At 52.0% G+C, this 25,780-nt stretch carries 21 protein-coding genes and 2 tRNA genes; 17 read left to right on the forward strand and 6 right to left on the reverse strand.

What is annotated here, in order from left to right:
* Positions 1-32: 32 nt before the first annotated feature.
* Both OGX92_RS05710 and dacB read right to left on the reverse strand, forming a co-directional pair.
* A protein-coding gene (locus OGX92_RS05710) for an IS3 family transposase (protein WP_174785198.1) occupies positions 33-1,390 on the reverse strand; the annotation gives its coding sequence in 2 pieces (ribosomal slippage) (positions 33-928 and positions 928-1,390; 1,359 coding nt in all).
* A gap of 136 nt (positions 1,391-1,526) precedes the next feature.
* Positions 1,527-2,960, reverse strand: coding sequence for a serine-type D-Ala-D-Ala carboxypeptidase (gene dacB / locus OGX92_RS05715; RefSeq protein ID WP_032945109.1), 1,434 nt, complete (start codon positions 2,958-2,960; stop codon positions 1,527-1,529).
* 248 nt (positions 2,961-3,208) lie between these two features.
* Between dacB and greA the strand changes: the two genes are divergently transcribed.
* Entirely contained in the window at positions 3,209-3,685 is a 477-nt protein-coding gene (greA, locus tag OGX92_RS05720) for a transcription elongation factor GreA (protein ID WP_003025019.1), read from the forward strand.
* Positions 3,686-3,838: 153 nt separating this feature from the next.
* Here greA and yhbY read toward each other — a convergent pair whose 3' ends face one another.
* Positions 3,839-4,132, reverse strand: a complete 294-nt coding sequence (gene yhbY, locus OGX92_RS05725; protein WP_003025016.1) for a ribosome assembly RNA-binding protein YhbY — start codon at positions 4,130-4,132, stop codon at positions 3,839-3,841.
* A gap of 125 nt (positions 4,133-4,257) precedes the next feature.
* On the opposite strand from yhbY, the gene rlmE reads away from it, so the two are divergent.
* The 4 genes from rlmE (at position 4,258) to glmM (ending at position 9,198) form a co-directional block, all read left to right on the forward strand.
* Positions 4,258-4,887 (forward strand): 23S rRNA (uridine(2552)-2'-O)-methyltransferase RlmE, encoded by a 630-nt coding sequence (gene rlmE, locus OGX92_RS05730; RefSeq protein ID WP_003025015.1) that lies wholly within the window; start codon positions 4,258-4,260, stop codon positions 4,885-4,887.
* A gap of 99 nt (positions 4,888-4,986) precedes the next feature.
* The gene (gene ftsH / locus OGX92_RS05735) at positions 4,987-6,921 is read left to right on the forward strand and encodes an ATP-dependent zinc metalloprotease FtsH (protein ID WP_003025013.1); all 1,935 of its coding nucleotides are present in this window, start codon (positions 4,987-4,989) and stop codon (positions 6,919-6,921) included.
* A 98-nt stretch (positions 6,922-7,019) separates the two neighbouring features.
* Positions 7,020-7,868, forward strand: a complete 849-nt coding sequence (gene folP, locus OGX92_RS05740) for a dihydropteroate synthase (protein ID WP_048225717.1) — start codon at positions 7,020-7,022, stop codon at positions 7,866-7,868.
* The gene (gene glmM, locus OGX92_RS05745) at positions 7,861-9,198 is read left to right on the forward strand and encodes a phosphoglucosamine mutase (protein WP_008785919.1); all 1,338 of its coding nucleotides are present in this window, start codon (positions 7,861-7,863) and stop codon (positions 9,196-9,198) included. The genes folP and glmM overlap by 8 nt, the downstream gene beginning before the upstream one ends.
* A gap of 44 nt (positions 9,199-9,242) precedes the next feature.
* Here glmM and dcuC read toward each other — a convergent pair whose 3' ends face one another.
* Both dcuC and iadA read right to left on the reverse strand, forming a co-directional pair.
* A complete protein-coding gene (gene dcuC, locus OGX92_RS05750) occupies positions 9,243-10,709 on the reverse strand; it encodes a C4-dicarboxylate transporter DcuC (RefSeq protein ID WP_286586316.1) in 1,467 nt (488 codons plus the stop codon).
* 10 nt (positions 10,710-10,719) lie between these two features.
* Positions 10,720-11,853, reverse strand: a complete 1,134-nt coding sequence (gene iadA, locus OGX92_RS05755; RefSeq protein WP_003828718.1) for a beta-aspartyl-peptidase — start codon at positions 11,851-11,853, stop codon at positions 10,720-10,722.
* Positions 11,854-12,001: 148 nt separating this feature from the next.
* Between iadA and OGX92_RS05760 the strand changes: the two genes are divergently transcribed.
* The 3 genes from OGX92_RS05760 to OGX92_RS05770 all read left to right on the forward strand — a co-directional run bounded on the left by OGX92_RS05760 (position 12,002) and on the right by OGX92_RS05770 (position 13,491).
* Positions 12,002-12,895 carry a LysR family transcriptional regulator gene (locus OGX92_RS05760; protein WP_103014950.1) on the forward strand — a complete coding sequence of 298 codons (894 nt, stop codon included), beginning with the start codon at positions 12,002-12,004 and terminating at the stop codon, positions 12,893-12,895.
* Positions 12,896-13,062: 167 nt separating this feature from the next.
* A complete protein-coding gene (secG, locus tag OGX92_RS05765; RefSeq protein WP_101700722.1) occupies positions 13,063-13,395 on the forward strand; it encodes a preprotein translocase subunit SecG in 333 nt (110 codons plus the stop codon).
* A 9-nt stretch (positions 13,396-13,404) separates the two neighbouring features.
* Positions 13,405-13,491, forward strand: a tRNA-Leu gene (locus OGX92_RS05770).
* Between the two features lie 196 nt (positions 13,492-13,687).
* On the opposite strand, the gene argG is transcribed toward OGX92_RS05770, so the two are convergent.
* On the reverse strand, positions 13,688-15,031 hold the full coding sequence (gene argG / locus OGX92_RS05775; RefSeq protein ID WP_005131837.1) for an argininosuccinate synthase: 1,344 nt from the start codon (positions 15,029-15,031) through the stop codon (positions 13,688-13,690).
* Between the two features lie 333 nt (positions 15,032-15,364).
* Between argG and OGX92_RS05780 the strand changes: the two genes are divergently transcribed.
* The 9 genes from OGX92_RS05780 to nlpI all read left to right on the forward strand — a co-directional run bounded on the left by OGX92_RS05780 (position 15,365) and on the right by nlpI (position 25,746).
* A tRNA-Met gene (locus tag OGX92_RS05780) sits at positions 15,365-15,441 on the forward strand.
* Positions 15,442-15,648: 207 nt separating this feature from the next.
* Positions 15,649-16,101, forward strand: coding sequence for a ribosome maturation factor RimP (gene rimP / locus OGX92_RS05785; protein ID WP_003024996.1), 453 nt, complete (start codon positions 15,649-15,651; stop codon positions 16,099-16,101).
* Between the two features lie 28 nt (positions 16,102-16,129).
* A complete protein-coding gene (gene nusA, locus OGX92_RS05790) occupies positions 16,130-17,617 on the forward strand; it encodes a transcription termination factor NusA (RefSeq protein WP_003024992.1) in 1,488 nt (495 codons plus the stop codon).
* A 24-nt stretch (positions 17,618-17,641) separates the two neighbouring features.
* On the forward strand, positions 17,642-20,332 hold the full coding sequence (gene infB, locus OGX92_RS05795; protein ID WP_286586317.1) for a translation initiation factor IF-2: 2,691 nt from the start codon (positions 17,642-17,644) through the stop codon (positions 20,330-20,332).
* Positions 20,333-20,481: 149 nt separating this feature from the next.
* Positions 20,482-20,886, forward strand: a complete 405-nt coding sequence (gene rbfA / locus OGX92_RS05800; protein WP_003024988.1) for a 30S ribosome-binding factor RbfA — start codon at positions 20,482-20,484, stop codon at positions 20,884-20,886.
* Entirely contained in the window at positions 20,886-21,830 is a 945-nt protein-coding gene (gene truB, locus OGX92_RS05805; RefSeq protein ID WP_149335562.1) for a tRNA pseudouridine(55) synthase TruB, read from the forward strand. The genes rbfA and truB overlap by 1 nt, the downstream gene beginning before the upstream one ends.
* Before the next feature lie 273 nt (positions 21,831-22,103).
* Positions 22,104-22,373, forward strand: coding sequence for a 30S ribosomal protein S15 (rpsO, locus tag OGX92_RS05810; RefSeq protein ID WP_000059465.1), 270 nt, complete (start codon positions 22,104-22,106; stop codon positions 22,371-22,373).
* 246 nt (positions 22,374-22,619) lie between these two features.
* On the forward strand, positions 22,620-24,752 hold the full coding sequence (pnp, locus tag OGX92_RS05815) for a polyribonucleotide nucleotidyltransferase (RefSeq protein WP_008785911.1): 2,133 nt from the start codon (positions 22,620-22,622) through the stop codon (positions 24,750-24,752).
* Between the two features lie 109 nt (positions 24,753-24,861).
* The gene (gene nlpI, locus OGX92_RS05820; protein ID WP_003024982.1) at positions 24,862-25,746 is read left to right on the forward strand and encodes a lipoprotein NlpI; all 885 of its coding nucleotides are present in this window, start codon (positions 24,862-24,864) and stop codon (positions 25,744-25,746) included.
* Positions 25,747-25,780: the final 34 nt, after the last annotated feature.

A 25,780-nucleotide genomic window follows, 5' to 3' on the forward strand; every position in this document is an offset into this window, starting at 1 on the left:
TGAACTGACCCCATAATGTTGGACAGTTTATTTTAAGCGGTTATCTGGGCCTGGGTTCGGTACTCTACCGGACTCAGGCCTTTCAGTTTCTGTTTTATTCTTTCATGGTTGTAATAGTGGATGTAGTCATCGATAGCCATGCGCAACTCGCTGATATTCTTGTGTTCCGTGAGGTAAAAACACTCAGATTTCAGTGTGCCGAAGAAGCTCTCCATCACTGCATTGTCATGACAGTTTCCCTTTCTTGACATGCTCTGTTTTAGACCCGCCTCCTTTAGCCGGTTCTGATAATGCGCCATCTGATATTGCCAGCCCTGATCTGAGTGGAGCAGCGGGTATTCGTTTTTGCCCAGTACAGATATAGCCTTCGACAGCATGTTATCCACCATCGACAGAAGAGGACGGGACTCCATCTGATACGCTACTATTTCTCCGTTATACAGATCCAGAACCGGGGACAGATACAGCTTTTCTCCGCTTATTTTAAATTCCGTGACATCTGTTACCCACTTCTGGTTGGGTTTATCCACACTGAACTGCCGGTTCAGTACATTACCCGCAACTTTCCCATGCCGGCCTTTGTAAGAGTTATATTTCTTCCTTCTGATACAACAGGTTAAATCTAACACCTTCATTAACCTCTGAACCGTTTTATGGTTCAGTAAGCTTCCTTCCCGGCGGCCAGCCAGCGTGATTCGCCTGTATCCATACCGTCCTTTATGTTTATGGAACAGCGTTAAAATATGCTGCTTATCATCGGCATATTTGTCTGGTTTTTTACCGTTGGCCAGTTGCCAGTAGAACGTGCTTCTTGCCAGTCCTGCAGCTTTTAACAAGCGTGCAAGAGGGAACTTCAGCCTTAACTCATTCACGACCTGCGCTTTATCCCGCGTCCTGACGTGCTTCTTTCCCTGAGTAAGGCCTGCAGCTTTTTTAGATATGCCACTTCAGCACGCAGTTGTTCAAGTTCCTCACGTTCATCCGGAGCAAGGGGGGTCTGCAAAGGAGGGACGGGGTGATTCTCAGGGCGTTCTGGCATCGTTTTTTTCCTGCGTCGACTGTCTGTAAGGGCTTCTAATCCCCCTTCATCATACAGTCGTTCCCACTGACTAACAGTGGAAAAGGCAGGGATAGTGAATTTTGCACAGACTTCGCGAACAGACAGCTGGTGTTCACGCATATGCAGGATAACGGACTCTTTAAAAGCAGGAGAATAGGTGAAATGCCGGGTTGTAAGCCCGGCTTCGCCATGGAGCTTCCAGGCGGCAGACCATTTACGAACGGCACTGTGATCGATACCAAAACGTTTTGCAGTCGCCTCCTGTCCTTCCAGCCCGGAAAGATAGTGCTGCACAACCTCAAGCTTGAAGCTGAGAGAATACTTGCTCATAAAAAACTGCACCTTACTTCGTTGGGTGTCCAACTTTTTGGGTGCAGTTCAATGTTGCCGGGGTTTTTGTTTCCAGGCCTCTCTGTAGGCCGGATAAGGCACGTTAATGCCGCCATCCGACAATCAAATTACCCATTTAGTTGTTCTGATAAATATCCTTGTACAACCGGCTCTCGAAGCGCACCAACGGAATACGGCGATTACGCTGGTCAGCTGGCTCTACCGCATAACCAGATAAATACTGCACGAATGCCATGCGTTGGCCACTTGCCGTGGTGATGAAACCTGCGAGGTTATAAACCCCCTGCAGCGAGCCTGTCTTCGCCGATACTTTGCCATCCACACCAGCCTGATGCAGACCCGCACGGTATTGCAAGGAGCCGTCGTGGCCCGCCAGCGGCAGCATAGTGATAAAGTTCAGCTCGTTATCGTGTTGAGCGATATATTGCAGCACCTGCATCATGGTCGCTGGGGCAATCAGGTTATGGCGGGAGAGGCCAGAACCGTCGGCAATAATGGTGTTGCCGATATCAACGCCTGCCTGCTGACGTAAAATCTGGCGCACGGCATCAGAACCCGCCCGCCAGGTGCCCGGCACGTTAAACCGGGCATGACCAATCATACGGAAAACGGTATCGGCAATCATGTTGTCCGATTTTTTCAGCATAATCTTAAGCAGGTCATGTAGCGGCGCAGACTGTTTACTGGCGACCACCGTTCCCGGTTCGTTGACCAACGTCTGGCGCAGCAGCGTACCGCTGTAGGTGATACCTGCTTGTTTTAGCTCATCTTTGATAATTGCCCCGGCATAGCTGGCACCGTCCTGAATGGCGAACGCCAGCGGCAGCGGATCGGCTCGTTGTGGCAGGCATCCGGTCAGCGTATAGCGGTTGAGATCGCCGGGAACCACATCCAGTTCACAATATTGCGCTTCCGCAGAACCTCGGGCGAGGGTACGCACCTGACTGAACATGGTGACCGGGTAATAAGATGCCACGCGAATAAAGGCGAGATCGTTGGGTTTTTGCGCGCTGTAGAGTGAAACCGAGAAACAGTTTCTATCGACAATAGCCGCTGCGGGCGGTGCGCTAAAACACTGCGTCATGTCGTTCCAGGGCCAACCGGGCGCTTTATCATGACTGGCAAAAATAGAGGTGTCGATCAGGACATTCCCGGCAATTTGCGTCACACCTGATTTTTTCAGGGTTGCCACCATATTGCGAATATCCTGGCGTTTTAGCGTCGGATCGGCACCAAATCGTGCCACTAAGTCACCTTTCAATACGCCGCCTTCCACGCTGCCTTTGGTCTCAAGCGTGGTGGTAAAACGAAAGTCAGGCCCGAGCTGAATCAATGCCGCCAGCGCGGTGATTACTTTCTGGGTGCTGGCGGGCAGCGCCATCTGCTGGCTATGAAAATCAATAGCGGGTGCAGGTGCGCCAACCTTCTGTACCATAAGGGCGAGGTTGGCCCCGGCAGGGAGCTGATTGATATACTCGTCGACGTTCGCAGCCTGAACGCTGAACGCTATACTGGCAGTCAATCCGATGGTAAATCTGGAAAATCGCATAATCTCGCGCTAACAACCTGGAAACAGGCCGTCATACTACGGCGCAACGCCCCAAAAAGTAAACGATGACCCATAAGGAACTCCAGGGTAAAATGATCATCAAATAGAGAATTGTAGCTGACCTGGGACCTTGAGCCCCGGGTCGGTATTTTTTTGCTTCTGACTCTGGCATGACACACGCCAGGGTGGGCTTAGCAGCCGGGGTGAGAGCAACTACCCCCTACAGGAATGTTCAAGAGGTATAACAAATGCAAGCTATCCCGATGACCTTACGTGGTGCTGAAAAACTGCGCGAAGAGCTGGATTTTCTGAAATCTGTGCGCCGTCCTGAAATTATTGCCGCTATCGCTGAAGCGCGTGAGCACGGTGACCTGAAAGAGAACGCGGAGTATCACGCGGCGCGCGAACAGCAGGGTTTCTGCGAAGGACGCATTAAAGATATCGAAGCTAAACTGTCCAACGCGCAGGTAATCGACGTTACTAAAATGCCGAACAATGGCCGCGTTGTTTTCGGTGCGACGGTTACCGTTCTGAATCTCGATAACGATGAAGAGCAGACATGGCGTATTGTCGGCGATGATGAAGCCGATTTTAAACAGAACCTGATTTCAGTGAACTCGCCTATCGCTCGTGGCCTTATCGGTAAAGAGCAGGATGACGTCGTGGTTATCAAAACGCCGGGCGGCGAAGTGGAATATGAAGTGACGAAGGTAGAATACCTGTAATTCGCATCTTGGTTAAGATATTGATACATTGTAAAGAAAGGAAAAAGGCCGCATAGCGGCCTTTTATCAACGAAGAGAGCGTGGCATTTTGCTCTCCTGCTAGCGGAAAACCCCGCGTTTTACACAAACTTCGTGTGCAACTTTGGGATATTCTTAGCGTGGCAGCGAGATTTTACGTTCTTTAGTCGGGCGATACAGTACCAGCGTTTTGCCGATGACCTGTACATTGCAGGCGCCGGTTTCGCGTACGATAGCTTCCACGATCAAGGTTTTAGTATCGCGATCTTCCGAGGCGATTTTCACCTTGATAAGTTCATGGTGCTCTAACGCTTGTTCAATCTCGGCCAGTACCCCTTCGGTCAAACCATTATTGCCAAGCATAACTACAGGCTTGAGCGGATGTGCCAGACCTTTCAGGTGCTGTTTTTGTTTAGTACTCAGATTCATCGTATATTTTTGCTTACGTTGGGATTGAAAACGGGTCATTCTACCGCCATCTCCCATATATCACCAAATAGCTGTGTAGAAATTTACACCATTGGTTACGATGAACTGCCCTTTGGGAATGTGAAATGACAGGTAAAAAGCGTTCTGCCAGCTCGAGTCGCTGGCTTCAGGAACACTTTAGCGATAAATATGTTCAACAGGCACAGAAAAAGGGGTTACGTTCCCGTGCCTGGTTTAAACTTGATGAAATACAGCAAAGTGACAAAATTTTTAAACCGGGGATGACGATAGTTGATCTCGGTGCCGCACCCGGTGGCTGGTCGCAATATGCAGTTACGCAGATCGGCAACACCGGCCGCATTATCGCTTGCGATCTTTTACCTATGGATCCAATCGTTGGTGTGGACTTCCTTCAGGGCGACTTTCGTGATGAATTAGTCCTGAAAGCGTTACTTGAACGCGTAGGTGACAGTAAAGTACAAGTTGTCATGTCTGATATGGCGCCAAATATGTGTGGAACACCGGCGGTGGATATTCCCCGGGCCATGTATCTGGTAGAGCTGGCGCTTGGAATGGCTCGTGATGTATTAGCGCCAGGCGGTAGTTTTGTAGTGAAGGTGTTCCAGGGCGAAGGCTTCGATGAGTATCTAAGAGAGATTCGCTCCCTGTTTACGAAGGTCAAAGTTCGTAAGCCGGACTCTTCTCGCGCCCGTTCGCGTGAAGTGTATATTGTAGCGACCGGGCGTAAACCATAACCGGCAGATTTCAAACGAAAGTTTGAAAGAAACTGGATATAGAGTATCCTGACGCTGTTTTTAACACAGTTGTAATATGAGGTTAATCCCTTGAGTGACATGGCGAAAAACCTAATTCTCTGGCTGGTCATTGCCGTTGTGCTGATGTCAGTATTCCAGAGCTTTGGGCCCAGCGAGTCTAATGGCCGTAAGGTTGATTACTCTACCTTCCTGCAAGAGGTCAATCAGGACCAGGTTCGTGAAGCGAAGATCAACGGACGTGAGATTAACGTTACCAAGAAAGATAGTAACCGTTACACGACCTACATCCCGGTTAACGATCCGAAGCTGCTTGATAACCTGCTGACCAAAAACGTCAAGGTTGTTGGCGAACCACCTGAAGAGCCGAGCCTGCTGGCTTCTATCTTCATTTCCTGGTTCCCAATGCTGCTGCTGATTGGTGTCTGGATCTTCTTCATGCGTCAGATGCAGGGCGGTGGTGGCAAAGGTGCCATGTCGTTCGGCAAGAGCAAAGCGCGCATGCTGACGGAAGATCAGATCAAAACGACTTTTGCTGACGTTGCGGGTTGTGACGAAGCAAAAGAAGAAGTCGCTGAGCTGGTTGAGTATCTGCGCGAACCGAGCCGTTTCCAGAAACTGGGCGGTAAAATCCCGAAAGGCGTCCTGATGGTTGGTCCTCCGGGTACGGGTAAAACCCTGCTGGCGAAAGCTATCGCAGGTGAAGCGAAGGTTCCATTCTTCACAATTTCCGGTTCTGATTTCGTGGAAATGTTCGTGGGTGTCGGTGCATCTCGTGTGCGTGACATGTTCGAACAAGCCAAGAAAGCGGCACCGTGCATCATCTTCATCGATGAAATCGACGCCGTAGGTCGCCAGCGTGGCGCAGGTCTGGGCGGTGGTCACGATGAACGTGAACAGACGCTGAACCAGATGCTGGTTGAGATGGACGGCTTCGAAGGTAACGAAGGTATTATCGTTATCGCAGCAACTAACCGTCCAGACGTTCTTGACCCTGCGCTGCTGCGTCCAGGCCGTTTCGACCGTCAGGTTGTGGTTGGTCTGCCAGACGTTCGCGGTCGTGAACAGATCCTGAAAGTGCATATGCGTCGCGTACCGCTGTCTCCGGATATCGATGCGGCAATCATTGCTCGTGGCACGCCTGGCTTCTCCGGTGCGGACCTCGCGAACCTGGTGAACGAAGCGGCGCTGTTTGCTGCTCGTGGCAACAAGCGCGTAGTGTCGATGGTTGAGTTCGAAAAAGCGAAAGACAAAATCATGATGGGTGCGGAACGTCGCTCCATGGTGATGACGGAAGCGCAGAAAGAATCTACCGCGTATCACGAAGCTGGCCACGCGATTATCGGTCGCCTGGTACCGGAACACGATCCGGTGCACAAAGTAACGATTATCCCGCGCGGTCGTGCGCTGGGTGTGACCTTCTTCCTGCCTGAAGGCGACGCAATCAGCGCCAGCCGTCAGAAACTGGAAAGTCAGATCTCCACACTGTACGGTGGCCGTCTGGCGGAAGAGATCATCTACGGTGCTGAACATGTTTCTACCGGTGCGTCGAACGACATTAAAGTCGCGACTAACCTGGCGCGTAACATGGTTACTCAGTGGGGCTTCTCCGATAAACTCGGTCCGTTGCTGTACGCTGAAGAAGAAGGCGAAGTGTTCCTGGGACGTTCTGTAGCGAAAGCGAAACACATGTCCGATGAAACCGCTCGCATTATCGATCAGGAAGTTAAACTGCTGATTGAGCGTAACTATGACCGTGCACGTCGTTTGCTTAACGAAAACATGGACATTCTGCACTCGATGAAAGATGCGCTCATGAAATATGAGACCATCGATGCGCCGCAGATTGACGATCTGATGGCTCGCCGCGATGTGCGTCCGCCAGCGGGTTGGGAAGAACCGGGTTCTTCTAATAACAACTCTGGCAGCACCGGCAAGCCGAGTGCACCGCGTCCGGTTGATGAACCGCGTGCGCCGGACTCTGGCACTATGTCAGAGCAACTGGGCGACAAATAAGTTATCGTTGATGATGACCGTGTTTTAATTGAAAACCCTGGGGCTTGCTCCGGGGTTTTTCTTATCTGCATATTCAAGATTTTACCAGGGATAAAACTATGAAACTCTTTGCTCAGGGTTCTTCACTGGATCTCAGCCATCCGCACGTCATGGGGATTTTGAACGTCACGCCAGACTCATTTTCCGATGGCGGAGCGCACAACTCTCTGGTTGAGGCGGTAAAACACGCAAACCTGATGATTAACGCCGGGGCGACTATCATTGATGTGGGCGGTGAGTCCACGCGTCCGGGCGCGGCTGATGTGAGTGTGGAAGAAGAGTTGCAGCGAGTGATCCCAGTGGTCGAGGCGATTGCTCAGCGTTTTGAAGTGTGGATTTCGGTCGATACCTCAAAACCCGAAGTGATTCGCGAATGCGCCAGAGTTGGCGCGCATATCATCAATGATATTCGCTCGCTCTCGGAGCCTGGAGCGCTGGAAGCCGCAGCGGAGACCGGATTGCCGGTTTGCCTGATGCATATGCAGGGGCAGCCGAAAACCATGCAGGAAGCACCAAAGTATGAGGATGTTTTTGCTGAGGTAAACCGTTACTTTGTTGAGCAAATAGCACGTTGCGAGCGGGCTGGAATCACAAAAGATAAATTGTTGCTCGACCCCGGATTCGGATTCGGTAAAAATCTCACTCACAACTACACATTACTGGCACGTTTGTCTGAGTTTCATCATTTTAATCTGCCATTGCTGGTTGGGATGTCACGAAAATCAATGGTTGGCCAGTTACTGAATGTGGGGCCATCTGAACGCCTGAGCGGTAGCCTTGCGTGCGCGGTGATTGCCGCAATGCAGGGGGCGCAGATCGTTCGTGTCCATGACGTCAAAGAAACCGTAGAAGCGATGCGTGTGGTGGAAGCCACATTGTCTGCAAAGGAAAAAAAACGCTATGAGTAATCGTAAATATTTTGGCACTGATGGGATCCGCGGTCGCGTAGGCGATGCCCCAATTACTCCTGACTTTGTGCTCAAGCTGGGCTGGGCTGCAGGGAAAGTGCTTGCTCGTCATGGTTCACGTAAAATTATTATCGGTAAAGATACGCGTATTTCCGGCTATATGCTGGAGTCTGCGCTGGAAGCGGGCCTGGCTGCCGCCGGACTCTCAGCCTCATTCACAGGGCCAATGCCAACACCCGCCGTTGCGTATCTGACGCGCGCCTTCCGTGCTGAGGCCGGGATTGTTATCTCCGCTTCGCACAACCCGTACTATGACAACGGGATTAAATTCTTCTCTACCGACGGGACTAAACTGCCGGATGCAGTGGAAGAAGCCATTGAAGCCGAGATGGAAAAAGCGATCACCTGCGTGGATTCCGCTGAACTGGGTAAAGCCACGCGTATCGTTGATGCTGCCGGTCGCTATATCGAGTTTTGCAAAGGCACCTTCCCGAACGAATTGAGCCTGAATGAGCTTAAAATTGTGGTGGATTGCGCTAACGGTGCGACGTACCACATTGCGCCAAATGTACTGCGTGAACTGGGTGCAAACGTGATTGCCATTGGCTGTGAGCCAAACGGTGTGAATATCAATGAAGAAGTCGGTGCCACCGACGTCCGTGCCCTGCAGGCGCGCGTGATTGCGGAAAAAGCCGATCTGGGTATTGCGCTGGATGGCGATGGCGACCGCGTCATTATGGTTGACCACGAAGGTAATAAGGTCGATGGCGATCAGATCATGTACATCATCGCCCGTGAAGCCCTGCGTCAGGGTCAGCTGCGCGGTGGCGCGGTAGGTACGCTGATGAGCAACATGGGCCTCGAGCTGGCGCTGAAACAGCTGGGTATTCCGTTTGCCCGTGCAAAAGTTGGCGACCGTTATGTGCTGGAAAAAATGCAGGAAAAAGGCTGGCGTATTGGTGCCGAAAACTCTGGTCATGTGATCCTGCTGGACAAAACCACCACTGGTGACGGCATCGTGGCGGGCCTGCAGGTGCTGGCGGCGATGGTGCGCAACCATATGAGCTTGCACGACCTGTGCAGCGGCATGAAAATGTTCCCACAGCTGCTGGTTAACGTACGATACACAGCAGGTAGCGGCGATCCGCTGGAACATGAAAACGTGAAAGCGGTGATGGCGGAAGTGGAAGCGGCGCTGGGTAACCGTGGACGCGTCCTGCTGCGTAAGTCTGGTACCGAACCGTTAATTCGTGTGATGGTTGAAGGTGAAGACGAAGCGCAGGTGACTGAATTCGCCCACCGTATTGCCGATGCTGTGAAAGCAGCGTAATCCCGAAGAAAGTGAAAGCCGGAGTCTGAGACTCCGGCTTTTTTTTACTGTACGGCAAGCGGCTGTTTACGTCGGCGCTGCCAGAAGTAACCACCGACCATCAGTAGTACAAGGACTGCCAGCCACGGCAGAACCGCCAGCAGATGCCCAGACCGGGCAAAGGTTAGCGCAATCATCAGTAGCCAACCGCCCAGCATCGGAATCGCGGTACGCTTAACAATATCCACAGGCGAGACACCTGCAATCCCTGCGATAGCAATGATTACGCCGGCAATGGGCGATAACGTACGACCAATACCCGCAGAGATCTGGATAGGCAACATCATGACCGCGATATCGCTACCGATATGACGGCTGATGTCCGGCACCATGGGTGCGAAGGAGAAAAATGCCGCATTCCCGGAGCCCATCAGCGCTGAAATTGCGAAGGTGATCAGGGTCATCAGCAGGATAATAGAGGCGGCGCTGAGGCCAAATTCACCGGAAAGTGACAACAGTGCGTCAACGGCACCAATGGCTTTCAGTCCGGCGGAAAAGACTTCACCGGCGATAATCAGTGTCACGACGGTGGCAAAAACGCTGCCCATGCTGTCAAAAACCTTTTGTACGCCAGCCATCACCTCACGCGCCTTGCGATGACGGCAGTACTCACAAACCAGCGTAATAGCGAGGCTTATCAGTACGGCGGTATCCAGCGTGATCTTGAGTGAGCTGAATACTAAATCGCTGCACACCAGCATCAATACCAGCGGCAGCATGGGCAGAAACAGCCAGGCGATAGGTGCGTCGGCTTCATCAGTCGCCGTTAATGTCTGCATTTGCTGAGCTGTATTGTCGCCACTTTCCCGACGGTCAAAAAAGCGTTGCACAACAATATGCAGTAGGGCGATGAAAAGAATGACGGGTACAACGATCGGCAACTGATCCTGCACGAAATAGTTCACGACCTCGATGCCTGCAGTTTTGGCGGCGAGAACAGAGTTGCCGGAACCGGGGCCAAACTCAACCGCACAGGTACTGGCGATAACGGCGGCAACCGCGGCGCGGCTACAGCCAAGACGGGTAAGCAATGGGTAAAGCGTCGCCATCAACAGCAGACCCAATCCGGTGGCGCTGCTGATAAACAGCGACAGGAATTGACCCAGTAGCAGTGCCAGCCCCAGCAGCAGATAAGGCGAGTTCAGGCGTTGCAAAGGACGAGATGTCACCCGAACCAGTACCTGGCTTGCGCCAATGGCCGACATATAGGTGGCAAAACCACCAATCAGCATAATTTGCAGACCGAGGCCGCCGAGACGCACGCTCAGGGTATCGCGAATAAACTCAAAGGCGTCAAAGGGGCCAAATCCAGTGCTCTTTTTCACCAGGCCACTGAGTGAGGTCATTCCGCTAAAATGCGCGATAAGCAACAGCACAATCCCGGTCAATAACAGTACCGACTGGGGGTGATATTTTTTGAGGATTAGACGTCCGGCAAAAATGATGGCGATTAGCGCCAGTAGTAACGACATTCTTGCCCCCTTACTCGAAGTTGCCGGTAACCAGGCACTCGCCATCCCGCAGCAACGGTTTACCCGCGGCAAACAGATGGGCCAGCGAGAGGTCATCATTGAGTACACAGATATCAGCACGTTCTCCGGCGCAGAGCACGCCCCCGGAAATACCCAGCGAGCGCGCAACGTTTGCCGTCAGCATCGCGATGGCCTGTTGCACCGGAATCCCGACATCAATCAGGCGAGGAAGCAGGTTAAGATTGCCTGCGACCGGTGCTGCGCTTAAACCTTCAACGATACCCTGAGCGTTAAAGCGTGGAACGCTGCCGTTGCCGTCAGAACTGATCGTGATGCGCTCCGCCGGAACCTGTGCTTCGAGTGCGTGGAGAATCGCTTGTTCCTGAGGCATAAAACGACTGCCACCTGACGTAACATCGATATGGCCGCCGCGATGGGCAAAAGCAATTGCCTGTTCGAACAAGGGCTCAGTTCTCGCAACATGCGTCGGTGAAATATGGTGAATCGGAATACCCGCATCACACAGCTCAATAAGTTGCGACATCCCTTCCGGCAGATTCCCCAGGTGCACATGCAGCAAGCCCTTTTTCCCAGCCAGCAGGGAAGCGACGCGAATATCGCTCACTATCCTCAGCAACTCCTGGAAAGAGGGGTAAGAACCGCGGTGATCGGCGAGGGCGATTTTTACACCAAGAATTGCCGGAATGAAGGCCATATCATCGCGGATGGATCGCGTAATAGTTGGGCTGGGAACGGCGTAGGCTCCCGTGTGCATAAACGCGCGTAATCCCTCAAGGTTGAGAGACTGCATTTTAGCGTAGAGATCTTTGGGCGAACGGGAAATGGCATCGGTGCCTAACACGCCAACCACCGTGGTAATACCCGCCTGAATCAGATCGCGCAGCTTGACGGCGGGCGTCCGACTGGCAAATCCGGCTTCACCACCGCCACCGGTAAGATGAACATGCTGATCGATGATACCAGGGATAACCCATTTACCCCGACAATCGATGACCTCGTTGATGCCATCAAACAATGAAATATCTTTTTCTACCGCCACAATTCGGTCGGCATGAATGAGCAGGGAGCAGAGGCCTAAATCCTCAGGAGAAAAAACACGGGCATTGGTCAATAAAGTAAACATAGCGGTCCTGTCAAACGTCGAGGGTGAGAGTCGGCAGGTGAAACGAAATATTGTTGTTATGATGCCCACCATAAAGCCATTACTATAACTATGACTATTACCGATTTGTTATTGGAGGATGCGGTTATGGCATGGCGGAGAGCACAACGTGGATTGTAAGTGGCTGGAAGATTTTCTGGCCTTGAGCCAGCATGGAAACTACTCTCAGGCCGCGGCGCAGCGGCATATTACTCAACCTGCGCTGAGTCGGCGTATAAAGGCCCTGGAAGAGGTGCTGGGCGTACCTTTGTTTGACCGGACAACGACCCCCGTCACGTTGACGCGCTATGGTGAACGCTTTGAACCTTATGCCCGGCACGTTCTCAGCACGTTAAGAGAGGCAAGCCATGAGCTGTCGGCGATGACGCCAGCAACGGATAACACGCTGGTGATGGTTAGCCTGCATACGCTGTCGGTGAATATCCTGCCGGATATGATCAACTACCTGCGACAGAGTGAGCCGCAGTTAAACTTTACGGTAAACGCCAGTATCCAGGGGATAGACAACCACTTCAATGCCCTGATGAACCGGCAAATTGATTTACTGGTAACCTACGATTTACCGTCTGCCCAGCCGGGGCTGGAGATCGCCGGAGGGTTAAAACGTTCCCTATGGCGGTATGAGCGATTTATACCGGTTATTTCAGCCCAGTTGGCTGATGCGCTTAATGATCCGCATGCTCCGATTCCGTGGCTATGCTACAGCGACTACACCTTTGTCAGACGTATTATTGAGTCGGCAGAACAACGCGTCCGCCCACGGCTAAAAAAAGTATTTGAGAGTGGTTTAAGCGAAACGATACGAGAAATGGTACTGCGCCATATGGGAATGGCCTGGTTACCTGAATCGATGGTTGCGGAAGAGTTGGTGAATCAGCAAATTATTCACTGCTGGCCAGAAAATACAGACCTGATTTGTGAAATCCCCGTTGTGGTATGGGCGAATCTTGAAGATCAACGTGCCGTTATGCAGAGATGCTGGGAGAAGTTGCTGCGTTTTTGATTGATATGGCGATTTTTTCCGCAGTTGATACAATGCTAACAAATTGCCCTTGCGAAGGTTATTCGCTTTGGTTAGTATTCACACCCGCTTCAGTGGGAAACAGTAAATATTCCCGCTTTAATGGTCGAAGCATTGTACGCGGCAACTCCGCAAGGAACAGGTTGATTATGCACGAAGCTCTTTTAGTAGTTTTCCTTATTGTGGCAATTGGCCTGGTAGGCTTGATCATGCTGCAGCAAGGCAAAGGCGCTGATATGGGAGCCTCTTTTGGCGCAGGCGCTTCTGGTACTCTGTTTGGTTCAAGTGGTTCTGGTAACTTCATGACCCGTATGACAGCTGTATTGGGAACCTTGTTCTTCATCATCAGTCTGGTGCTGGGTAACATGAACAGCAATAAGACCAATAAAGGAAGTGAGTGGGAAAATCTGAGCGCACCGGCGAAAACCGAGCAAACTCAGCCAGTTGCTCCGGCTCAGCCGACCAGCGATATCCCACGCTAAGTATTCTGTACCGAGGTGGTGGAATTGGTAGACACGCTACCTTGAGGTGGTAGTGCCCTAACGGGCTTGTGGGTTCGAGTCCCATCCTCGGTACCAAATTCCAAAAAAAAGACGCTGCAAAGCGTCTTTTTTTTCGTCTGTTATTTATGGCTGTCTGTAGGTCGGATAAGCGTAGCATCATCAGGCGTTGTAATAATGTCGGATGGCGGCGTAAACGCCTTATCCGACCTACAGACATCCTATATTCCGCGCATAAAAAAGGCCGCTTTCGCGGCCTTAAGATAGTGAATCTTTACTTCGCCTTATTTTCCAGATTCTCAACCTGCGGCAGGCCGGTTGCGGAAGAGGCGGTCAGCAGGCCAGACTGCGCATAGCCGAACAGCTTCTCGCGGGTATCGGTGATATCCAGATTACGCATGGTCAACTGACCGATACGGTCGTCCGGAGAGAATACGGAGTCGCCTTTTTCCATCGTCAGACGTTCTGGTTTGTACGTCAGATTGTCAGACACGGTGTTGAGGATTGAGTAGTCATTACCACGACGCAGTTCCAGCGTGACTTCACCGGTAATCTGGCTGGCAACCCAACGCTGCAGACCGTCACGCAGCATCAGCGCCTGAGAGTCGAACCAGCGTCCCTGATACAGCAGACGACCAAGCTGGCGACCGTGCGCGTGATACTGCTCGATGGTATCCTCGTTGTGAATACCGGTCAGCAGACGCTCGTAGGCGATATGCAGCAATGCCATCCCCGGGGCTTCGTAGATGCCACGGCTCTTCGCTTCAATGATGCGGTTTTCAATCTGGTCACTCATACCCAGACCGTGACGCCCGCCGATACGGTTGGCTTCCAGCATCATCTCAACGTCGTCGCTGAAGGTTTTACCGTTCAGAGCAACCGGATGACCCTGTTCAAAGCGCACGGTCACTTCTTCTGCCGGGATCTTCACGCTCTCATCCCAGAACTTCACGCCCATAATCGGGTTGACGATTTTGACGCTGGAGTTCAGGAACTCAAGGTCTTTAGCTTCGTGGGTCGCACCGAGCATGTTGGAGTCAGTGGAGTAGGCTTTCTCAACGGACATTTTGTAGTCGAAACCACAGGCAATCATAAATTCGGACATCTCATGGCGACCGCCGAGTTCATCGATAAAATCGGTATCCAGCCATGGTTTGTAAATCTGCAGTTCGGCGTTGGTCAGCAGACCGTAACGATAGAAACGTTCAATATCGTTACCTTTATAGGTGCTACCGTCGCCCCAGATGTTTACACCATCTTCTTTCATTGCGGCAACCAGCATGGTGCCGGTCACGGCACGGCCCAGCGGGGTGGTATTGAAATAGGTCAGTCCGCCAGTGGTGTTGTGGAATGCACCGCACTGAATGGCAGCGATCCCTTCGGCAACCAGCTGCTTACGGCAATCTACCAGGCGAGCATTCTCAGCACCATATTCCATTGCACGGCGAGGAATGGCGTCATAGTCATCCTCATCCGGCTGACCCAAATTCGCAGTATATGCATATGGGACAGCCCCTTTTTGTCGCATCCACAGCAGTGCTGCGCTGGTGTCCAGGCCGCCGGAAAAAGCGATACCAATACGTTGACCTACCGGGAGATGCTTGAGAATCGTCGTCATAAAATAAAACCCTGCTTGATAGACTGGTGAAGAGGTCGGCTTATTATACTAATTGCATTTTTATGCAAAATAAATGAGTTTTCATTTAATCATCTTTTCTGGATGACAGGAAGAGTTTAGTGATAATTTCGTTAAATAACGGCGTGGGCGGCATATTTATCTTGCTGGGCTAGCGCTGGGCAGCATTCATTGATTTGCATAGTCGTAACAAGGTTGACATAACGCATAGTGAATCAATATACTGTGCGCAGATTTTACGTCCCGTCTCGGTACCAAATCCCAGCAGTATTTGCATTTTTTACCCAAAACGAGTAAAATTTGCCACGTTTCAGGCGCGGGGTGGAGCAGCCTGGTAGCTCGTCGGGCTCATAACCCGAAGGTCGTCGGTTCAAATCCGGCCCCCGCAACCACTTTCCCTTAGAGTTCTTTTTCAAATATACTGTGAAGACTTAGGCCTTCGTAGCTGGATTTGAAAAAAATTCTTTCGGAAGGTTCTCCGAACCGCAGGTGCGGTTATAGGGTTCAGTTATCTAAAGCCCCGATTTATCGGGGTTTTTTGTTATCTGACTACAGAATAACTGGGCTTTAGGCCCTTTTTTTATGTCTTGGGGGTGGGCTTGTCCACATTAGAGCAAAAATTAACAGAGATGATTACAGCGCCAGTTGAAGCCCTGGGCTACGAACTGGTCGGCATCGAATTTATTCGTGGTCGCACATCCACACTGCGCATCTATATTGATAGTGAAGATGGCATCAATGTTGATGATTGTGCTGATGTGAGCCATCAGGTAAGCGCCGTGATGGATGTCGAAGACCCAATCACCGTTGCCTATAACCTGGAAGTCTCCTCTCCGGGTCTCGACCGTCCTCTGTTCACAGCTGAACACTACGTGCGTTTCCTGGGTGAAGAAGTCACGCTGGTTCTTCGTATGGCGGTACAAAACCGTCGTAAATGGCAGGGCGTTATCAAAGCGGTGGACGGTGAGATGATCACGGTCACAGTCGAAGGCAAAGATGAAGTGTTCGCGCTGAGTAATATCCAGAAGGCGAACCTGGTTCCCCACTTTTAACAGTCTGGATTGAGGTGAAAAGCCCGCGATGAACAAAGAAATTTTGGCTGTTGTTGAAGCCGTATCCAACGAAAAAGCGCTGCCACGCGAGAAAATTTTTGAAGCGCTGGAAAGTGCGCTGGCTACAGCAACAAAGAAAAAATATGAGCAAGAGATCGACGTTCGCGTAGAAATCGATCGTAAAAGCGGTGATTTCGATACCTTCCGTCGTTGGGTAATCGTAGAAGAAGTTACTCAGCCGACCAAAGAAATTACGCTGGAAGCGGCACGCTTCGAAGACGAAAGTCTGAACGTGGGCGAATATGTTGAAGATCAGATTGAATCTGTCACCTTTGACCGTATCACTACCCAGACCGCGAAGCAGGTTATCGTACAGAAAGTACGTGAAGCTGAACGCGCAATGGTTGTTGATCAGTTCCGCGAACATGAAGGCGAAATCGTCACCGGTGTGGTGAAGAAAGTAAACCGCGACAACATTTCACTGGATCTGGGCAGCAATGCTGAAGCTGTGATCCTGCGTGAAGACATGCTGCCGCGTGAAAACTTCCGCCCTGGTGACCGTATTCGTGGTGTTCTGTACTCAGTTCGCCCGGAAGCGCGCGGTGCGCAGCTGTTCGTAACCCGTTCCAAGCCGGAAATGCTGATTGAGCTGTTCCGCATTGAAGTGCCGGAAATCGGCGAAGAAGTTATCGAAATTAAAGCGGCTGCTCGCGATCCGGGATCGCGTGCGAAAATCGCCGTTAAGACCAACGACAAGCGTATTGATCCGGTCGGCGCCTGTGTTGGTATGCGCGGTGCGCGCGTTCAGGCGGTTTCTACCGAACTGGGCGGCGAGCGTATCGATATCGTCCTGTGGGATGATAACCCGGCGCAGTTCGTGATTAACGCAATGGCACCAGCAGACGTCGCTTCTATCGTGGTGGATGAAGACAAACACACCATGGATATCGCGGTTGAAGCCGGTAACCTGGCTCAGGCGATTGGACGTAATGGTCAGAACGTCCGCCTGGCTTCACAACTGAGCGGTTGGGAACTCAACGTGATGACCGTTGATGACCTGCAAGCGAAGCATCAGGCTGAAGCACATGCAGCCATCGATACCTTCACCAAATATCTCGATATCGATGAAGATTTCGCGACCGTTCTGGTGGAAGAAGGTTTTGCGACGCTGGAAGAACTGGCCTACGTGCCAATGAAAGAACTGCTGGAAATTGACGGCCTGGATGAACAGACCGTTGAAGCGCTGCGCGAGCGTGCTAAAAACGCACTGACCACTCTGGCACTGGCCCAGGAAGAAAGCCTCGGTGATAACAAACCGGCTGACGATCTGCTGAATCTGGAAGGATTGGATCGTGAGATGGCCTTCAAACTGGCGGCCCGTGGTGTTTGTACGCTGGAAGATCTCGCTGAACAGGGCATTGATGATCTGGCTGATATCGAAGGGTTGACCGACGAAAAAGCCGGTGAGCTGATTATGGCTGCCCGTAATATTTGCTGGTTCGGCGACGAAGCGTAATAAACTGTAGCAGGAAGGAACAGTATGACAGATGTAACCGTAAAAACGCTGGCTGCAGAGATACAGACTTCCGTAGATCGCCTGGTACAGCAATTTGCTGATGCCGGTATTCCGAAGTCTGCTGACGACTCTGTGTCCGCACAAGAGAAACAAACCTTACTGGCGCATTTGAACCGTGAAAACGGCTCAGCGCCGGATAAGTTGACATTGCAGCGTAAAACGCGCAGTACTCTCAATATTCCAGGTACCGGTGGAAAAAGCAAATCGGTACAAATCGAAGTCCGCAAGACACGCACCTTTGTGAAACGCGATCCGCAAGAGGCTGAACGCCTTGCCGCGGAAGAGCAGGCGCAGCGTGAAGCGGAAGAGCAAGCCCGTCGTGAGGCAGAAGAAGCTGCCAAACGCGAGGCGCAACAAAAAGCCGAACGTGAGGCCGCAGAACAAGCTAAGCGTGAAGCCGCTGATAAAGCGAAACGTGAAGCTGCGGAAAAAGACAAAGTGAGCAATCAACAGACCGACGATATGACTAAAACCGCCCAGGCCGAAAAAGCCCGCCGTGAAAATGAAGCCGCAGAACTGAAGCGTAAAGCGGAAGAAGAAGCACGTCGCAAGCTTGAAGAAGAAGCGCGCCGCGTAGCGGAAGAAGCTCGCCGTATGGCGGAAGAAAACGAGAGAAATGGTGTGAATAACGCTGAACCTGTCGAAGACACCAGTGATTATCACGTCACCACCTCTCAGCATGCTCGCCAGGCTGAAGACGAGAACGATCGTGAAGTTGAAGGCGGTCGTGGTCGTACTCGCAGCACTAAAGCAGCGCGTCCGGCGAAAAAAGGTAACAAACACGCTGAATCTAAAGCTGACCGTGAAGAAGCACGTGCAGCGGTTCGCGGGGGTAAAGGCGGTAAGCAGCGTAAAGGTTCCGCTCTGCAGCAGGGCTTCCAGAAGCCAGCTCAGGCCGTTAACCGTGACGTTGTGATCGGCGAAACCATCACCGTTGGCGATCTGGCGAACAAGATGGCGGTCAAAGGCTCTCAGGTCATCAAAGCGATGATGAAACTGGGCGCAATGGCGACCATCAACCAGGTCATCGACCAGGAAACCGCACAGCTGGTTGCCGAAGAGATGGGCCACAAAGTTATCCTGCGTCGTGAAAACGAGCTGGAAGAAGCAGTAATGAGCGACCGTGACACCGGCGCTGCGGCTGAACCGCGCGCACCGGTAGTGACCATCATGGGTCACGTTGACCACGGTAAAACGTCTCTGCTGGACTACATTCGTTCAACGAAAGTGGCCTCTGGCGAAGCGGGCGGCATTACTCAGCACATCGGTGCGTACCACGTTGAAACTGACAACGGTATGATCACCTTCCTGGACACCCCGGGTCACGCCGCGTTTACCTCCATGCGTGCTCGTGGTGCTCAGGCAACGGATATCGTTGTTCTGGTTGTTGCAGCAGACGACGGCGTGATGCCGCAGACTATCGAAGCTATCCAGCACGCGAAAGCGGCAGGTGTGCCGGTAGTTGTTGCAGTCAACAAAATCGATAAACCGGAAGCGGATCCAGATCGCGTTAAAAACGAACTGTCCCAGTACGGCATCATGCCGGAAGAGTGGGGCGGCGAGAGCCAGTTCGTTCACGTTTCTGCGAAAGCGGGTACCGGTATCGACGAACTGCTGGATGCTATCCTGCTGCAGGCCGAAGTTCTGGAACTGAAAGCTGTGCGTAAAGGTATGGCGAGCGGTGCGGTTATCGAATCCTTCCTGGATAAAGGTCGTGGCCCGGTTGCTACCGTCCTGGTTCGCGAAGGTACCCTGAACAAGGGCGATATCGTTCTGTGTGGTTTCGAATACGGCCGCGTTCGTGCGATGCGTAACGAACTGGGTCAGGAAGTACTGGAAGCAGGTCCGTCCATTCCGGTGGAAATCCTCGGTCTGTCCGGTGTTCCGGCTGCGGGTGACGAAGTTACTGTTGTTCGTGACGAGAAGAAAGCGCGTGAAGTTGCACTGTACCGTCAGGGCAAATTCCGTGAAGTTAAACTGGCTCGTCAGCAGAAATCTAAACTTGAGAACATGTTCGCCAACATGACCGAAGGCGAAGTTCACGAAGTGAACATCGTGCTGAAGGCTGACGTACAGGGTTCTGTAGAAGCGATTTCCGACTCTTTACTGAAACTGTCTACCGACGAAGTAAAAGTGAAGATCATCGGTTCTGGCGTAGGTGGTATCACCGAAACCGACGCGACCCTGGCTGCGGCATCCAACGCGATTCTGGTTGGCTTCAACGTACGTGCTGATGCCTCTGCACGTAAAGTTATCGAATCAGAAAGCCTGGATCTGCGTTACTACTCCGTCATCTATCATCTGATCGACGAAGTGAAAGCTGCGATGAGCGGCATGCTGTCTCCGGAGCTGAAACAGCAGATCATTGGTCTGGCTGAAGTTCGTGATGTGTTCAAATCACCGAAATTCGGCGCTATCGCAGGCTGTATGGTTACCGAAGGCACGATTAAACGTCACAACCCAATCCGCGTACTGCGTGACAACGTGGTTATCTATGAAGGCGAGCTGGAATCCCTGCGCCGCTTCAAAGATGACGTTAACGAAGTCCGTAACGGTATGGAATGTGGTATCGGCGTTAAGAACTACAACGACGTTCGCGTAGGCGATATGATCGAAGTGTTCGAGATCATCGAGATCAAACGTACAATTGCTTAAGGTTGTTCGGGTGTAGGCCGGATAAGGCGTTTACGCCGACATCCGGCAATGTAATGCCTGATGGCTCTACGCTTATCAGGCCTACAGCCTAATCACCGAATTATTTTCAAAAGGGGCTGAATGCCCCTTTTTTGTCTGGAGAATTTATTATGGCGAAAGAATTTGGTCGCCCACAGCGTGTCGCGCAGGAGATGCAGAAAGAAATCGCACTCATCCTGCAACGCGAAATCAAAGACCCGCGTGTTGGCATGATGACCACCGTATCGGGTGTTGAGATGTCCCGTGATCTGGCATATGCCAAAGTATTCGTGACTTTCCTCAACGATCAGGACGAAGCTGCTGTGAAAAACGGCATTAAGGCACTGCAGGAAGCCTCTGGTTTTATCCGTTCTCTGCTGGGTAAAGCAATGCGTCTGCGTATCGTGCCTGAGCTGACCTTCTTCTACGACAACTCGTTGGTTGAAGGGATGCGCATGTCCAACCTGGTGACCAGCGTGGTGAAACATGACGATGAGCGTCGTGTGAACCCAGCGGACGACAGCAAGGAGGACTGATGAGTCGTCCTCGTCGTCGTGGTCGCGATATTCACGGTGTCCTGCTGCTGGATAAGCCGCAGGGCATGTCCAGCAATGACGTGCTGCAAAAAGTAAAGCGCATCTACAATGCCAACCGCGCGGGACATACCGGCGCGTTGGATCCGCTGGCGACAGGTATGCTGCCTATCTGCCTCGGTGAAGCGACAAAGTTTTCACAGTATTTGCTGGATTCTGACAAACGCTATCGCGTGGTTGCCCGTCTGGGCCAGCGTACTGACACTTCCGATGCCGATGGGCAGATCGTGCAGGAGCGTCCGGTAACCTTCACCGCAGAACAACTGGCGAGCGCGCTGGAGACTTTCCGCGGCGATATCGAGCAGATTCCGTCGATGTATTCGGCGCTGAAGTATCAGGGTAAGAAGCTGTACGAATATGCGCGTCAGGGCATTGAAGTGCCGCGTGAAGCGCGCCCGATTACCGTCTATGAGCTGCTGTTTATCCGTCACGAAGGTAACGAACTGGAGCTGGAAGTTCACTGCTCCAAAGGCACCTATATTCGTACCATCGTTGACGATCTCGGTGAGAAGCTGGGCTGCGGCGCGCACGTAACGTATCTGCGTCGTCTGACGGTCAGCAAGTATCCGGTGGATCGTATGGTCACGCTGGAACACCTGCGTGAGCTGGTCGAACAGGCAGAACAGCAGAAAATTCCGGCGGCTCAGCTGCTTGATCCTTTGCTGATGCCAATGGACAGTCCGGCATCGGACTATCCTGTTGTTAATTTGCCTTTAACATCGTCGGTTTACTTTAAAAATGGTAATCCGGTACGGACGACAGGCGCCCCGCTGGAAGGGCTGGTACGCGTGACGGAAGGCGATGACGGCAAGTTTATTGGCATGGGGGAGATGGACGATGAAGGTCGTGTCGCCCCCCGCCGCCTGGTGGTTGAGTATCCTGCATAGCGCTCTCTGTCTTGCGATAAAAGGGCGCTGCGAGTAGAATACTGCCGCTTAACGTCGCGTAAATTGTTTAACAATCTGCGTGGCGTATACACAAAATCATTCGAGCTGCATCAAGGCGGCAAGTCTGAGAATCCTCAGGAGCTTACTTAGGTAAGTGACTGAGGTGAGCGGACGCAGCCAACGCAGAGTCAGTTTGAAGGATAAAGTGTATACACTGGGATAGCTGAATTAGAGATCGGCATCCTTTCATTCTTATCACTTTGGAGTTTTAAAATGTCTCTAAGTACTGAAGCTACCGCTAAAATCGTTTCTGAGTTTGGTCGTGATGCAAACGACACCGGTTCTACCGATGTTCAGGTTGCTCTGTTGACTGCACAGATTAACCACCTGCAGGGCCACTTTGCAGAGCACAAAAAAGATCACCACAGCCGTCGTGGTCTGCTGCGCATGGTTTCTCAGCGTCGTAAACTGCTCGACTACCTGAAACGTAAAGATGTTGCACGTTACACCGCGCTGATCGAGCGTCTGGGCCTGCGTCGCTAATTCTTTCGAGTTTCAGAAAGAGGGGGCCTTCATGGCCCCTTTTTTCCAGCAGATGGCAGCAATTCGCTGGAAACTAATGTATTGTTGCTATGAATGATCTTCCGTTGCAGAGGTTCGCGCGGCTAATGAGAGGCTTTACTCATGCTTATGGGTTAGGGTTGTCATTAGTCGCGAGGATGCGCAGAAGATCGGGTATTAACGATGGCGCAAAAATGTGCCGTCAAAAAATAGAGAAAGGATATTATTTTGCTTAATCCGATCGTTCGTAAATTCCAGTACGGTCAGCATACCGTTACGCTGGAAACCGGCATGATGGCGCGTCAGGCGACTGCCGCTGTTATGGTTAGCATGGATGACACCGCGGTATTCGTTACCGTTGTTGGTCAGAAAAAAGCGAAACCAGGCCAGGACTTTTTCCCGCTGACCGTTAACTATCAGGAGCGTACCTACGCTGCTGGACGTATCCCGGGTAGCTTCTTCCGTCGTGAAGGCCGTCCGAGCGAAGGCGAAACCCTGATCGCGCGTCTGATTGACCGCCCGGTTCGCCCGCTGTTCCCGGAAGGCTTCGTTAACGAAGTTCAGGTTATCGCGACCGTTGTTTCCGTTAACCCGCAGGTTAACCCGGACATCGTGGCAATGATTGGTGCATCTGCTGCGCTGACGCTGTCTGGTATCCCATTCAACGGCCCGATCGGTGCTGCACGTGTTGGTTACATCAATGACCAGTACGTACTGAACCCGACTCAGGACGAACTGAAAGAAAGCAAGCTGGACCTGGTTGTTGCAGGTACTGAAGCAGCCGTACTGATGGTTGAATCCGAAGCTGAACTGCTGAGCGAAGATCAGATGCTGGGCGCTGTTGTGTTCGGTCACGAACAGCAGCAGGTTGTGATTCAGGCGATCAACGAGCTGGCGAAAGAAGCTGGCAAACCGCGTTGGGACTGGCAGCCAGAAGCCGTCAACGAAGCGCTGAACGCGCGCGTTGCCGCACTGGCAGAAGCTCGTCTGAGCGATGCTTACCGTATCACTGACAAACAAGAGCGTTATGCTCAGGTTGACGTGATCAAATCTGAAACCATCGCGACTCTGGTGGCTGAAGACGAAACCCTGGACGCTAACGAACTGGGTGAAATCCTGCACGCTATCGAGAAAAACGTTGTTCGTAGCCGCGTACTGGCAGGCGAGCCGCGCATCGATGGCCGTGAAAAAGACATGATCCGTGGCCTGGACGTGCGTACTGGCGTTCTGCCGCGTACCCACGGTTCCGCACTGTTCACCCGTGGCGAAACTCAGGCGCTGGTTACTGCGACCCTGGGCACCACGCGTGATGCGCAGAACCTCGACGAACTGATGGGCGAGCGTACTGACAACTTCCTGTTCCACTACAACTTCCCTCCGTACTGCGTAGGTGAAACCGGTATGGTCGGTTCTCCGAAGCGTCGTGAGATTGGTCACGGCCGTCTGGCGAAGCGTGGCGTACTGGCAGTAATGCCGGAACTGGATAAATTCCCGTACACCGTGCGTGTGGTTTCTGAAATCACCGAATCTAACGGTTCTTCTTCCATGGCTTCCGTATGTGGTGCTTCCCTGGCGCTGATGGACGCAGGTGTGCCGATCAAAGCCGCCGTTGCGGGTATCGCGATGGGTCTGGTGAAAGAAGGCGACAACTTTGTTGTTCTGTCTGACATCCTGGGCGACGAAGACCACCTGGGCGATATGGACTTCAAAGTGGCGGGTTCCCGCGACGGTATCTCTGCACTGCAGATGGATATCAAAATTGAAGGTATCACCAAAGAAATCATGCAGGTTGCTCTGAACCAGGCTAAAGGTGCGCGTCTGCACATCCTGGGTGTGATGGAACAAGCGATCAACGCTCCGCGCGGCGATATTTCTCAGTTCGCTCCGCGTATCCACACCATCAAGATCAGCCCGGACAAGATCAAAGATGTTATCGGTAAAGGCGGTTCTGTTATCCGTGCTCTGACCGAAGAAACCGGCACCACCATTGAAATCGAAGATGATGGTACCGTGAAGATTGCTGCGACCGACGGTGAGAAAGCGAAATATGCTATCCGTCGTATCGAAGAGATCACCGCAGAGATCGAAGTTGGCCGTATCTACAATGGTAAAGTGACCCGTATCGTTGACTTTGGCGCGTTCGTTGCCATCGGTGGCGGTAAAGAAGGTCTGGTACACATCTCTCAGATCGCTGACAAGCGCGTAGAGAAAGTGACCGACTACCTGCAGATGGGCCAGGAAGTACCGGTCAAAGTTCTGGAAGTTGATCGCCAGGGCCGTGTACGTCTGAGCATTAAAGAAGCAACTGAGCAGTCTCAGCCTGCAGGCGAACCGGAAGCTCCGGCAAGCCAGGGCGAGTAAGGTTGCCATTGCCCTCCGTGAAAGCGGAGGGCCTTTAACCCGGCAGGATGCCTTGTTAGCAACCGGGGAACCTGGACGTTCATTCAATCGTTGTCTTCGGGAGTGGGAAATGAAGCCTTTTTTGCGCTGGTGTTTCGTTGCGACAGCACTCACGCTGGCTGGATGCAGTAATTCCGCCTGGCGAAAGAGTGAAGTCCTCGCAGTACCATTGCAACCGACTTTGCAGCAGGAAGTGATTCTGGCACGTATGGAACAAATTCTTGCCAGTCGGGCTTTAACCGATGACGAACGCGCACAGCTTTTATATGAGCGCGGAGTGTTGTATGATAGTCTCGGTCTGAGGGCACTGGCGCGAAATGATTTTTCACAAGCGCTGGCAATCCGACCAGATATGCCTGAAGTATTCAATTACTTAGGTATATATTTAACGCAGGCAGGCAATTTTGATGCTGCCTATGAAGCGTTTGATTCTGTACTTGAGCTTGATCCAACTTACAACTACGCGCACTTAAATCGCGGTATCGCATTGTATTACGGCGGTCGCGACAAGTTAGCGCAAGATGATCTGCTAGCGTTTTATCAAGACGATCCCAATGATCCTTTCCGTAGTCTGTGGCTTTATCTTGCCGAGCAGAAGCTCGATGAGAAGCAGGCTAAAGAAGCGTTGAAGCAACGCTTTGAGAAATCGGATAAAGAGCAATGGGGATGGAACATTGTCGAGTTCTACCTGGGCAACATTAGCGAAGCAACGCTGATGGAACGCCTGAAGGCGGACGCAACGGATAACACCTCGCTCGCTGAGCATCTCAGTGAAACCAACTTCTATTTAGGTAAGTACTACCTAAGTCTGGGGGATTTGGACAACGCTACGGCATTGTTCAAACTGGCGGTGGCTAACAACGTTCATAACTTTGTTGAGCACCGATACGCATTGTTGGAATTATCGCTCCTGGGCCAGGACCAAGATGACCTGGCAGAATCGGACCAGCAATAGCTGACGTACACATCAGCCCGTAATCTTTTTTGAT

Origin of the sequence: Citrobacter sp. Cpo089, from assembly GCF_030332695.1 — a bacterium.
Lineage (GTDB): Bacteria > Pseudomonadota > Gammaproteobacteria > Enterobacterales > Enterobacteriaceae > Citrobacter > Citrobacter portucalensis.